The sequence below is a fragment of the Streptomyces sp. NWU339 genome, assembly GCF_003143855.1.
Taxonomy (GTDB): domain Bacteria; phylum Actinomycetota; class Actinomycetes; order Streptomycetales; family Streptomycetaceae; genus Streptomyces.
Window position 1 is genome coordinate 1 of record NZ_QFRK01000096.1, and the last position, 12,257, is coordinate 12,257.

The following is a 12,257-nucleotide window of genomic DNA, read 5'->3' on the forward strand; positions in this document are numbered from 1 at the left end:
GTCGATGCGCCTATCCCGCTCCACGAACTGGAGGCCCGCCTACGGGAATTGAAACCGGATGGTTCCCGTGTTCACTGTGGTCCGCTCGGTGGAGGAGGAGCCCGTCTGCATCCCTGCGGCATCGCCATGAGTACGCCGTGGGCCTTCCCCATGGCCTCCCGGACAGCAGAGACAAACCACCCAAGGAGTTCCCCGCCGCCTTCGGCGGCGGTTGCGCACCGCTCCCGGCCCAGATCCGCCAGGTTCGAGCCGGTCTCGCATTGAGGGACGTAATGACGACGGTTCCTCGCGTACTCCTTTCCACCTCGCTCGCCGGACCCGCACCATCTGGCAGTGCTGGCACGTCCCGGCTTTGTCAGGGCCGCTTGCCACCCTCCTCGGCATCACCCAGATCAGGCTGCCCTCAGCTTCACCACCCCGCCACGACAGGGCAGTTGACGCAGGTCTCTCACCTCCGTACGGACCATCAGCACCTCACGGCGCACACCTCCCTGGCGAAATAGGCGGCTGCCCGGCGAAGGATCTCGCGCTCCAGTTGCCACTCCTTCTCCGCCTTCAGCAGCCGGGCGTTCTCGGCCCGCAGCCTGGCCGGTTCCTCCGCCGCGCTCAAGCCGGTGCCGCGGTGTTCGGGCGCTGCCTGGGACTGGTCCTTGCGGACCCACGTCCGCAGTGACTCTGCGGTGATACCGAGGTCAGCAGCCACCGCCGCACACGTGCGCTTACCGCCCGCGGCGCGATAGAGCGCGACGGCGTCCTTCCTGAACTCCTCCGGATACGGAGACTTGCGTCCCACCTGGACATCCCTCCCTGGACCGTCAAGATCCATTGTCAGGGTGTCCGCTCCAAAGGATCAGCCTCAAACGCGGCGGCTGCGTGCATGCCTGGACACAGTTGTCTCCTTCGAAGAGGTGGCCGAATGACCGGGATGGGGGGATGGCTCAACAATGCAGTGGTGAATCAACCGCGTCCTACACTTTCGGCCCGTCAGCTGATTCATGCACAGGCGGTATTTCTTACAAGCCTGCTGATCAGGGCTTATGCGAGAAGTCCAGGGAGAACACAGCAATGGGCGTTGAAGGTCACGAGTCTGCGAAGACGGCGAAACAGCAACTCGCGCAGCTCTTGAGGAGCTGGTGGGAGCAGGACCCCGGCAAGATCACGCAGGAGGCTCTGGCGCGGCGGATCACACAGCGGGGTGTGCGGACCAGCCAGGAGATGCTGTCACGGTATCTGAACCGCACCCGCCCCACCCTCGTCCGGCCCGACCTGATCCGTGCGATGCACGAGGCGCTGGGCCGCGCACCGGAGGAACTGGCACAGGCGCTCGCACTGCACGGCAAGGCGAGGGCTTCGACGTCACCGGGCCGGGTTCTGGCACTGCCTCCACCCCAGGGCTGGGAGGGCTCCCCGTGCGTGACGGCTCCGGACGGCTCCCTGCACACGGCTTCGGAGGGGGCCTTGTCCGAGAGGGCCCCGGACAGTTCCTTGCCCGTGACGGCTCCGGTGTCAGGCCAGGACACGAGCCCTGCCGGTTCCAGGTCGAGACGGCCGTGGATCCTGTTCGCGTCGGCCGTCGCCGTCGGCGCCGCCGTGCTCACCGCGGCAGCAACACTCAAAGGAGGAGACGGACGGGAGGAGGGGGAGACACCCGCCCGTTAGGCGACGCCCACGCAATCCCTCACCGCTGGGCCCATCCCGACAGCGCACTGCCGCGACGAGTCCTGCTTCGGCATCGACCCGAAGTACGCCATCTGCAAGGAGGACGCAGCCACCTACTGCACCGGCACCGCCCACAGCGTCCTCGTCGAGTTGCGGTTCAGCTCGACGTGCCAGGCCGCCTGGGCCGAGATGAGCGGCACCTCGCAGGGCGACGTCGTCCGGGTCACCAACAACGCGGGCCGTTCCCGCCCCTACACCCAGCAGTGGGGCCGCGACGCCCACACCACCATGGTCGAAGCCCGGAACCCCGACGCCGCAGCATGCGCCCGCACCCCCCGCGGCGAGGTCTGCGCCACGAAGCCCGCGACCACCAGTACGGCTCCGACACCGGGCCTCGGCCAGCCCGTACCGGCAGAACGCGCGAGATGCCCCCGCATCCGAGAGCGGTGCATCACCGCTGTTCAGCGACGTGCATAGCGGACGGTGCATAGGTGAATCAAGGGCAGAGCCCCGAAAGCCCGCTGAAGCCGCGCGACGTCGTGCAGTGTGGTTCACAGCCGCCGAGCGGAAGCCCCCTCACATCACGCCCCCTCGGGGGCCTGTTCCCGCCTGCGCTCGAGCGCACCGAAACCATCCCTTTTCAGCCAAGGAGTCACGCATGCCCAGGACCATCACACGTCCGAAGGCCGTACGTCTGACCACCGCGGTCATCGCCCTGGCCGCGCTCACCGGCACAGCTCTGAGCTCCGCACCCGCCGGCGCCGCACCCGCTGCCGCCACCGCCACCCAGGTGCGGGCAGCGGCCATGGCCTGGCCGACCCTGAAGGCCGGGGCCAAGGGCCCGGAGGTCGCCGCGCTCCAGCACCTGCTGACCGCCCGCGGACACTCCCTCCCCGCAGACGGGGCGTTCGGCTCGGCCACCACCCGCGCCGTCAAGGCGTTCCAGCGAGCCCAGAAGCTGACCGCGGACGGCATCGTGGGCTCGGGCACCTGGAGCAAACTCGTCCCCACCCTGCGGGAAGGCACGCGAGGCTCGGCGGTGAAGGCCCTCCAGACCCTCTTGAAGGCGCGGGGACAGGCCGTGACCGTGGACGGTGCCTTCTCCGCGGCCGTCACGGCGAAGGTCAAGGCATTCCAGAAGGCCAGGGGCCTCACCGCCGACGGGATCGTCGGCCGGCGGACCTGGGCCGCGCTCCTCGCCACCGGAGCGGGCGCTCCGTCCGGCAACCGCGCCGCGCTCGCCAAGCAGATCCTCAACACCGGCGGCATCTCCCTGGCCACCGTCCACCCCGGCGGCCGCCACGCCGGATCGACTGCCAAGCAGAACATCATCGACACAGCCAACGGCAAGGGTGCCCTCACCAGCCCCTGGAGTGACAAGCCCAACCGGAGGGTCGCCCTCGACACCCGGATGCTCAACGGGCTGCTGAAGCTGCGCACCCAGTACGGCTACCGGATCTCGGTGTCCGAGATCGTCGGCGGAGACCACAGCAAGAACTCCAAGCACTACGCCGGTCTCGGCTTCGACATCAACTACATCAACGGGCGTCACGTCGGTGACCGCGCCCCGCATCAGGCCCTGATGGCGGCCTGCCGCAAGCTCGGCGCGAAGGAAGTCCTCGGCCCCGGGAACGCCGGCCACAGCCGCCACGTGCACTGCGCCTGGCCCCGCTGATCCAAACCGAAGGGGTGACTGCCCGGGCGAGCACCCTGCTCGTCCGGGACAGGATGCCGTGGAACAGCGCCACTTTGCCGTTCGCCGTGGAAAACCAGAACGTGTCACGACAGCGTCCGTCGGGCATCCCGACCGGCCAGGTGAGGGACAAGCCCAGGAGCCGTTGAGTCAGCCGATCGACCAGCCCCGCGGCCGGACAGGAAACCTTTTCCAACCTGACTTATGAGCAGCCCAAGAGTCTCCCGAGTCAGGAATTCTGTTCAAATATGCAGCGAGGCGTTCGAGGATCTCATCGGCGGTCTTCGTCCAGACGTACGGCTTGGATCGCTGTTCCAGGCGGCGATCCAGTCGCGGATGTCCTGCTCCAGAGCGTGAACCGTCTGGTGGACGCCTCGGCGTATCCGCTGGGCACGGAGTTCTCGCCCCGACCGGCTGCGGCCGCGAACACGGCCATCCGCCCGGGGCCCTGCCGGCCCGCCACGGCCCCGGCACCGCTCCGTGTTCCCCTGCCGCCACGGACCGCATCACCCCGTCCCGGGGCCGCCCCGAGCGAACAGAGACCCTGGAGTACGATTCCCGTTCGATTGACCGTACGGCTCTGGGGGACGGGTCTTGAGCGCCCAACTGAGACAAACCGCAACGCAGTTGGCAGACATGCTCTGGCGTCGGCACACCGTGTACCGGGACCGGGCCGGGGGAGTGGTCATCCGCGGAGAGCATGTGCAGCGCTGGATCAGTCTGGCCCCCTCGGGCCGCAGGGACGAAATCCTGCTCCGGGCGGGCCGTATCCTCGACGGCGGCACCACCGCTCCGGCGCGTTCGGAGACGGTCGTACCGCTCCAGGCCGGCACCGGCGAGCTGGCCACGGCCTGCCGCCGCCTGCTCGCCGAGACCGCCGCCGACGCCGCACCGCCCGCCCCGGCGGCTCCCGGCCGGACCCAGCGGTCCGGGAAGCCGAAACGGCCCGGGCGGAAGGGGAAACGGATGAGCCTCGCCTCCTGGATGGTCCTCGCCTGTGTGGTCGGCGTCGTCGCCCTGTACGCCTACAGCACTGCGACGACCGGTATGCGCTGAGCAAAGCCCGCAGACCCTGTGGGGCTCGGAAAGCCATCGCTGTGGCTCAGGCCGCTTAGCGGTACTCGTTGACGATGCCGCCGAGGACGCGGGGGCGCAGGGGTCCGCGTGTACCGGGGGCGTGCACGGTGGCGGGCTGTCGGGCCGGGTCGGGCGGCGGCCGACGGCGGGGTTCGGGGGGGCCGGTGTGCGGTGTGGTGCTTCTGGTAGGGGGCCGGACCTGTCGGGCGTGGGCCTCGCCCCTGAGGAGGATGTGCTCGAGGGCCGCACGCCGGATGCTGCCGATGAGACTCTCGCCGTGGGCGGTCCTCCGCGGCGCTCGCGGTGCGCTCTGGCCGTCTCGGCTCGTCGTCGACGACGATGAAGCCCGCCACGTCCAGGACATGGCGCACTTCCTTGACGGGGCGGAGCCACGCATGGATACGGGCGGGCGCCTGCCCGCTCCTGGGCAGGTCGGGCTGCCGGAGACTGCTCGAGGTTCGACGAAGTCAGCCGGCATTCCGCTCGCACCGTCAGCGTTCCGTGGCCGTCTTCTCGGTTTCCCCCTGCTGCGCCTCACTCTCGGCCTTTTCTGTCTTCTTTGCCTGGCCGGGCGGTCGGTGCGGGGTCTCGGTCGCCGCGTCGCCCGGCGTTGCCGTCACGGGTGTGTCCGTGCCGCTCGGTGTGGTTTGTGCCGTCGTGGCTGCAGAGCCGGGTGTGGCTGCCTCGTCGGCGGAGCCGTGGTTCGGGCCGGGGGAAGTGTGGCCGGAGCTTTGTCCCGGTGCGTGGTCGGGGGGTGTGCCGGCAGCGGTGCTGGGGTCGGAGGAGGACGCCGCCGCAGACGTCCTGGCCGCCTCCTTCTGCCCTGCGCTGCCAGGAGGAGCCGAGTCGGGGGGTGTGCCGGCAGCGGTGCTGGGGTCGGAGGAGGACGCCGTAGACGTCCTGGCCGCCTTTTTCTGCCCCGCGCTGCCAGGAGGATCCGGCTTTCCGGTGGGGGCACTGGTGGCGCTGGGCGCGCTTCGGTCATCGGCTGGTGGGGCGGAGTCGTCGGTGACGGCGAAGGCGGTTGCCATGACAGCGGCGAGTGCCACGGTCGCGCCGGCCACGAGGGTGCGCCCCCGCGAGGGCGTGGTGCGGGAAGCAGCCTGATCCTTGTCGGGCAGCGGGTTGATGTGCGTGCGGTCGGTCGTCTGCGAGGGCCCGGGGCCGGTGATGAGGCTCGTGGCGTGCGCCGACGGACCGGCTTCAAGACGTGCTGTCTCGGCCAATGCCGCCAGGGTGCGGGCGCAGTCGCGGGCCGTCGGGCGGTTCTGCTCGTCCAGGGCTGTCATGTCCCGCAGCAGGACGTCCAGTTGTTCCGGCAGGCAGGGGGGCAGGGCGGGTTGGCGGTGCAGTCGTGCGATCGCGGCTTCGAGGGGGCCGCCGTCGTACTCGAGCCTGCCCGTGAGGCATTCGAGGAGCACCAGGCCGAGGGCGTACACGTCGGCGGGCCGGCCGACGGACTGGCCGAGGACCTGCTCGGGGGAGAGGTAGGCGGCGGTGCCGATGAGCGTGCCGGTGGCGGTGCGGGTGGTGGCATCCAGCAGTCGGGAGATGCCGAAGTCGGTCAGGTAGGGGCGGTGGGAAGCGTCCAGGAGGATGTTGGACGGTTTGACGTCTCGGTGGACGATTCCCGCTTCGTGTGCGTGCGCCAGCGCGTGGGCCAGGCCGACGCCGAGTGCGGCAGTCGCTTGGGGTGGCAGCGGGCCCTGGGCGATGCGGTTTTTCAGTGTGTCGCCTTCGATCAGCTGCATGACCAGGAAGACACGTCCGTTGTGCTGCCCGGCGTCGTAGGCGGTGACAAGCCCGGGGTGGTGCAACCGGGCCAGGATCACTGCTTCGCTGTGCAGGTTCTCCTCGACGTCGATGCCGGTGTCGGGCCGGAAGACCTTGACCGCCACCGGTCGTTTCAATCGCAGATCGAAACCTCGGTAGACATCCGCGGCGCCGCCCGAACCAAGGAGATCGTCCAGACGGTACCGGCCGCTCAGTACCTCGGCGGAACACCGGGAAGCCATGGCCCGAGCCGACTCACGAAGCCTCATTCCCTCTCCTGCTGCGTTGAGGTGCGCATGCTCCTGGCGAGCCGTGGTCGGCGCGCCGCCGGACGCGGGTACCCACCAAGAGCTGGAATACCCCGGTACGGCACCGCGAGGGCACTTCGCGAGGCGAACACCGGCGCCCGCCGGGCACTGTCACGTCGGCTGACGGTGTGGGAGGGTCTTCGTGTCGATCATGCCGTGTCGGGGGTTGTTGGTGTCGTCCGTGCCGCTGTGGTACCAGGGGCGCCGGTACCCGATGGAGATCGTCTCCTACTGCGTGTGGTGGTACTTTTGCTTCCCGCTCGGCTTCCGCGAGGTCGAGGAGCTGATGCTCGCCCATGGCGTGATCGTGTCCTACGAGAGCGTCCGGCGGTGGTGCCTGAAGCTCGGGCAGGCCTACGTCGACGGCCTGCGCCGCCGCAGACCCGGGGGACACGTGGCATCTCGACGAGGTGTTCGTGAAGATCAGCGGAGTGCGGCACTACCTGTGGCGGGCGGTGGACCGGCACGGCAACGTGCTGGGCCTCCTGCTCCAGTCGAGGCGCGACGCCAGGGCCGCCCAGCGGTTCCTGGCCAAGCCGATGAAGAAGCAGCGCCGGGTGCCCCGGGTGCTGGTCACCGACAGGCTCCGCTCCTACGGCGTGGCCCGCCGGGAGCTGATGCGCTCGGTCGAGCACCGCTCCCATAAGGGCCTGAACAACCGGGCCGAGAATTCGCACCAGCCCACCCGGCAGCGCGAACGGGCGATGAAGGGCTTCCGCAGTACCGGCGGAGCCCAGCGGCTCCTGTCCGCCTTCAGCGGCATCTCACCGCATTTCAGGCCACGCCGCCGCCTGATGACCGCCCCGCCCACCGCAGTGGGACCCAGGCCCCGCCCGGCCCCTCGCCCTGACGCGCCCTCAATCGATCAACACCCCACCAACGTGACAACGCCCGCGGACCGCATTGCCGTGACCCGCTGCTGGAAGGCGGACGACGCGTGCGCCACCGGCGGCGCCACCTCCTTACCCCGGCCACCGGCGACGCCTGCTCGCTCCCTCTCGGCCCGCAGGTCAGAGGAGGTCGCGTGGAACGGTCTCGTTCCACGTGCGGGAGAACACGCGGCGCCCGCCCTCGTATCCGTCGAGGGTGGCGTCCACGAAGAACTGTGTCTCGTCGCACGTGAGCCGGGTGTGCGTCTCCACCCGCACATCCCAGTCGTCGCGCCGGAAGCGCATGGTCCAGGTGGACTCACCGGTGGCGGACGTGAAGTCCTCGGCAACGGAGGCGTAGCGTTCGCAGGCCCGGCGGCCGACCTCCAGGCCGATGTCCTCGATGCGGACCAGACCCCGGTCCTTGACGATCTCCAGCTCGGCGTTGTATCCGACGAGGTCACGCGTGACCAGCCAACGCTCCTCCGGGTCCGTCAGCTGAGTGGCGGCCAGCGGCGGGGTGCTCTCCGGCTCGCCGAACGCGTTCCGTGGCAGCCCGTCGGGCGCGGTCGCGGGACGGACCGGCAGCGTGAGCGTGCTGGCGCCCTCGTACACGCTCAGCAGCACCGGCCGAGGCGGCGGCCAGGCCAGGGGCCAGTACGACGTGGAGAGCGACAGCCGGATGCGGTGCCCGCGCGGAAAGGACTGCGCCACCGCATTGAGGTCGACGGTGGCTCGGTAGCGGCGGGCGGGCTCCAGCGCCTCAGGGGCATCCCTGCCGTCGAGCCGGGTGAGGTTCAGGAGACCGTACGAGACACGGGTGGCACTGCCGTCCGGCGCCACGTCGGACAGCCTCGCGGCGACCGTCGCGACCGGCTCGCTGACGGACAGATCCAGTTCGACGGTGACAGGGCCCAGGATCTCCACCGGTTCGGTGAGCGGTTCGGTGTCGAACACCAGCGAGCCGCCGTCCTCCTCACGCTGGTCGTACGGGAGGTCCGGAGGCGCGTTGTACGACGCCCACTTGCCCGCGAACTGTCCGACGGACAGCGGGGACTGCACCGTCATCGGCTCCCTCTCGCCGTCGCCGCCCGCAGACTTCGCCGCAGTGGCGTCCGGCGCTCCGATGCGGTGCCGAGTGAGCGGGTACGTCACGCGCTCGACGTTCGGCGACGGCCAGCTCGGCTCGCCGACCCAACGGCCCGGCCGTTCCTCGTACGACGTCGAGGGCGGCACGCTTTCCTGCATCCAGGTTTGGAGCATCGGGCCGTCCATGACGCCGTTGTCGGCTCCCTTGAGCCAGTGGTCCCACCAGCGCACGACTTCCTGGAGGTAGCCGATGGCCGGGCCGGGCTCGCCCAGGTGCGGGAACTTGTGCGACCAGGGCCCGATCAGCCCCTTGCGCGGTACATCGAGACGGCCGAGCAGCCGCATCACGGCGTTCGAGTACCCGTCGGCCCACCCACTGGACGCGAGCACCGGGCAGCGCACAGCCCCGTAGTCCTCACAGACCGAGGCGTGCCGCCAGTACTCGTCGCGCCGCTGGTGACGCAGCCACTCCACCACCCATGGGCGGGTGCCCTCCAGCCGTTCGTGCCACATCTCGCGCCAGCGCTCCCCGACCACGGCCGGATCGGGCGGACAGGTGGCATAGGCGAACATGGTGCCCGCCTCGGCCAGATTGTCGGACAGCATGGCGCCGCCCATGTAGTGCATGTCGTCGGCGTAGCGGTCGTCGGTGAAGGACGCGATGACGATCGCCCGCAGGCTCGGCGGCTGCCGGGCCGCTACCTGGAGCGCCGCGAACGCGCCCCAGGACAGACCCATCATGCCGGTGGCGCCGTCGCACCAGGGCTGGTCGGCGATCCAGGCGAGGATGTCCTCCGCGTCGCGCTGCTCCTGCTCCAGGTACTCGTCCTTCAGCACTCCCTCGGAGTCACCGGTGCCGCGCAGGTCGACGCGGACACAGGCGTAGCCGTGGCCGGCGAGGTAGGGGTGGTGCATGGAGTCGCGCACGGCCGTCAGGTCGCGCTTGCGGTACGGGATGTATTCGAGGATGGCGGGCACCGGTTCGTCGTCGGACGAGACGGGGCGCCAGATGCGTGCCGACAACCGGGTGCCGTCGGACATGGGGATGACGACGTGTTCTTCTTCCTTCGTCGCCGAGGGGAGGTTGGTCACGTAGCGCATGCGGTCGGGTCTCTCCTTTCCTCATGGTGTGGCCCCGGTGAGAAGCGGCTGGGGCCGGTCCCGGCGGGCTCCGGCGGTCAGGGGCTCTTCTCGCCCCGTGCGCCGGGGCGCGTCTCGTCGAAGGTCAGGCCCAGCGCGGCCACGCAGCGGTCGAACTTCTCCCGCAGGTCCCTTTCGCTGTCACCGCCGGTGAAGATGTGGGCGACTTCGTAGCTGTAGCTGTCCTGGCCGGGGGACTCGGACAACCGCTGCCCCTCGGCGGGCACCATGTCGATACGTACGCCCGGAATCTCCCGCTCCACGCGCGCGATGTCCTGCGGCGTCGGTACGTCGTGCACGGTGCCGTCCGCGAACCAGCGGTAGTACCACTTCGCCGCCATCGCATAGCGGCCGGCGCGGTGCGGCAGCGCGGGGTCCCGGCCCAGAGCGAGGGCGATCATGCTGTGGTGATTGGGGACGGCGTCGACGTAGTGGAACATCTCCGCGTGCGACTGGGAGTGCCGGGGGTTGATCTCCAGCAGGTTGATCTCGTCCTGCCGCGGATCGTAGAAGTACTCGATGCTGAAGGTCGCCGCCTCCATGCCTATCTGCCGCATCACCCGCCCGGTCACCTCATGCAGCCTGCGCTGCACGGACTCGGGGAGCATGGACGGGTACTGGTGGCGCAGGAAGCTGGACGAGTCCGGGTAGTTGATGGAGTCCAGCACGCCGTAGACCGTGACCTCGCCCCGGTCGACATATCCCTCAACCGCCACCTGGACGCCCTCGATGGCCTCCTCGGCCAGGCAGACCTGACCGCCCACGCCCTCCATCTCGGGCGGCAGGTCGAGGCGGGCAAGGATGTCTTCGAAGGGCCGCCCCACGCGGGCGATGCCCGAGCGGATCTCCTCGACGGCCGCACGGAACTCCTCTTGGTCCTTCACGCCGAAAGCCAGCTCCGACGAATACGCCAGCGCGGGCTTGAGCCACATCGGGAAGGTCACGCCGTCCGGTGGCACGGGATCGTCGGACTCCAGATCGACCATGCCGAAGCGCGGATGCCTGTCGGTGACCTTCTGCTGCTCCAGCCGGCTCCAGTACTTGTGCTCGCACTTGACGACGGACTCCAGGCTTGTGCTGCGGGTCCCGTACCGTTCGGCCAGTATCGGGACGAGGGTGCTCACGGGGAAATCCCAGTAACCGACGATCGCGTCGATGCTCTCCTCGAAGGCGTCGAGCACCCCTTCGGCCTTCTTGATCAGACCGTCCAGGGAGACCTCTCCGGCCTGAAGCTCCTCAATGGTGAGCAGCTGATGGAACCGCAGCGACTGGGCATCCGGCACCTCGTGCAGCGTCGGGAGGTTGGACTCCTCAAGACCGATCACAAAGATGTTCTTCTTCTCCACGGCTCCTCTTCCGGTCGACTCACGCTGGTTGTGACTCGCGTTGTCGTCTAACCCCGGGAGACGCCGGCAATCAAAATGGCCGCCTGCAGTCGGCACGCGTCCCCCCGGTAGGCCCGTCTTCACACTCCTCGCCCGGCGGGCGACGCCTGGCACGCAGGTTGCGTCCTGGGAAGTGGCGTACGGGTTCCCACCCGATCCGGGTGTTTGGTCCGGCTTCGGAGTGAGTATCCGGATACGAGAACGGTCACCGGCTGATCTTCGAGATGCCGAAAGCTCGAAGGCGCGCTGTCACGTTGTTGGGCGTGTGAGTGTCTGATGGCGCGTCGGGGCGTGGTGAGGGCCGGTGTTCAGGCCTCGGCAGGTCGGCCGACGGCGCCGGTGATCTGGTCCCAGATGGCGAAGCGGACGGTCATCTCGGCGCGGTATCCGGTGGCGGTCATCCGGTGGCGGCGGGGCCGGAAGCGGGGTGAGATGCCGCTGAAGGCGGACAGAAACCGGCTGCGCTCCACCGACGCTGCGAAAAGCCCTTCAGGGCGCGCTGTCTCGTCGGCTGCTGGGAGTTCTCGGCCCTGTGGTTCAAGTACTTCGAACTGCGGTGCTCGACCGATGGCATGACCTCGCGGTGGGCGGCACCGTGGCAGCGGAGCCTGTCGGTGAGGATCACCCGCGGCACCGGGCGGGTCTTCTGGAGCAGGTTGCGGAAGAAGCGCCGGGCCGTGGCCTTGTCCCTTCGGCCCTGGAGAAGGATGCCGGGCACGGTGCCGTCGGTGTCGACGGCCCGCCACCGGTACTTCAACTACCGTTGACCCTCACGAAGACCTCGTCCAGGTGCCACGTGTCCCCGGGCCTGCGCCGCCGTCGGCGTAGGTCTGCCCGAACGTGGCGCACCAGCGGCGGAGGGTCTCGTAGGAGACGGTCACACCGCGCTCGAGCATGACCTCCCCCCCTCGCGGAAGCTGAGCGGGAAGCGGAAGTACAGCCATACCGCGTGCGCGATCACCTCCGCCGGGTACCGATGCCCCTGGTACGACGGTGACGCACTCTCCACGGGCGACTCCCTCCAGCATGACCAACCCGAAAATCATCCCGCGCCATCAGCCAACGTGACAGTGCCCTCCTGAGTCTCGGTCGGCGGGCGGAAACAAGCGGTGACCGTCTTGCCGTGGGGACAGGGGTGAGCTTCCCAGCCGTCGGTCAGGGCGTCGACCAGCAGCATCCCCCGCCCTCCGATGCGGTCGCTGCTCGCGGCGCGCTGGCTGGGCAGCGCCGTGGAGGAGTCGTGGACGGCGACGTGCAAGCACTC

At 69.3% G+C, this 12,257-nt stretch carries 8 protein-coding genes and 4 pseudogenes; 5 read left to right on the forward strand and 7 right to left on the reverse strand.

From position 1 onward, the window contains the following. Positions 1 to 485: 485 nt before the first annotated feature. Positions 486 to 793, reverse strand: a pseudogene (locus DIZ27_RS42315) (transposase); the annotation flags it as partial. 272 nt (positions 794 to 1,065) lie between these two features. On the opposite strand from DIZ27_RS42315, the gene DIZ27_RS42320 reads away from it, so the two are divergent. From DIZ27_RS42320 to DIZ27_RS42330, 3 genes are all read left to right on the forward strand, one after another. After that, a complete protein-coding gene (locus tag DIZ27_RS42320) occupies positions 1,066 to 1,659 on the forward strand; it encodes a helix-turn-helix transcriptional regulator (RefSeq protein WP_109383626.1) in 594 nt (197 codons plus the stop codon). A 72-nt stretch (positions 1,660 to 1,731) separates the two neighbouring features. Next, complete coding sequence (locus DIZ27_RS42325; protein ID WP_258308858.1) at positions 1,732 to 2,136, forward strand: YjfA family protein; 405 nt, start codon at positions 1,732 to 1,734, stop codon at positions 2,134 to 2,136. Positions 2,137 to 2,317: 181 nt separating this feature from the next. After that, entirely contained in the window at positions 2,318 to 3,334 is a 1,017-nt protein-coding gene (locus DIZ27_RS42330) for a peptidoglycan-binding protein (protein WP_109383628.1), read from the forward strand. 168 nt (positions 3,335 to 3,502) lie between these two features. On the opposite strand, the pseudogene DIZ27_RS48155 reads toward DIZ27_RS42330, so the two are convergent. After that, positions 3,503 to 3,753 (reverse strand): annotated as a pseudogene (locus DIZ27_RS48155) (hypothetical protein); the annotation flags it as partial. A gap of 235 nt (positions 3,754 to 3,988) precedes the next feature. On the opposite strand from DIZ27_RS48155, the gene DIZ27_RS42340 reads away from it, so the two are divergent. Further along, the gene (locus DIZ27_RS42340) at positions 3,989 to 4,408 is read left to right on the forward strand and encodes a hypothetical protein (protein WP_109383629.1); all 420 of its coding nucleotides are present in this window, start codon (positions 3,989 to 3,991) and stop codon (positions 4,406 to 4,408) included. Positions 4,409 to 4,920: 512 nt separating this feature from the next. On the opposite strand, the gene DIZ27_RS42345 is transcribed toward DIZ27_RS42340, so the two are convergent. After that, the gene (locus tag DIZ27_RS42345; protein ID WP_109383630.1) at positions 4,921 to 6,444 is read right to left on the reverse strand and encodes a serine/threonine-protein kinase; all 1,524 of its coding nucleotides are present in this window, start codon (positions 6,442 to 6,444) and stop codon (positions 4,921 to 4,923) included. A 217-nt stretch (positions 6,445 to 6,661) separates the two neighbouring features. On the opposite strand from DIZ27_RS42345, the pseudogene DIZ27_RS42350 reads away from it, so the two are divergent. Continuing rightward, positions 6,662 to 7,313: pseudogene (locus tag DIZ27_RS42350) on the forward strand (IS6 family transposase); the annotation flags it as partial. Positions 7,314 to 7,520: 207 nt separating this feature from the next. On the opposite strand, the gene DIZ27_RS42355 reads toward DIZ27_RS42350, so the two are convergent. From DIZ27_RS42355 to DIZ27_RS42370, 4 genes and pseudogenes are all read right to left on the reverse strand, one after another. After that, positions 7,521 to 9,569: a CocE/NonD family hydrolase gene (locus DIZ27_RS42355; protein WP_109383631.1), complete on the reverse strand. Its 2,049-nt coding sequence runs from the start codon at positions 9,567 to 9,569 to the stop codon at positions 7,521 to 7,523. Between the two features lie 77 nt (positions 9,570 to 9,646). Beyond that, positions 9,647 to 10,954 (reverse strand): acetyl-CoA carboxylase biotin carboxylase subunit family protein, encoded by a 1,308-nt coding sequence (locus DIZ27_RS42360; protein WP_109383632.1) that lies wholly within the window; start codon positions 10,952 to 10,954, stop codon positions 9,647 to 9,649. A 347-nt stretch (positions 10,955 to 11,301) separates the two neighbouring features. Further along, a pseudogene (locus DIZ27_RS42365) lies at positions 11,302 to 12,002 on the reverse strand (IS6 family transposase). A gap of 33 nt (positions 12,003 to 12,035) precedes the next feature. Beyond that, positions 12,036 to 12,257: ATP-binding protein (locus DIZ27_RS42370; RefSeq protein ID WP_146229115.1), on the reverse strand; the 222-nt coding region annotated here is incomplete at its 5' end.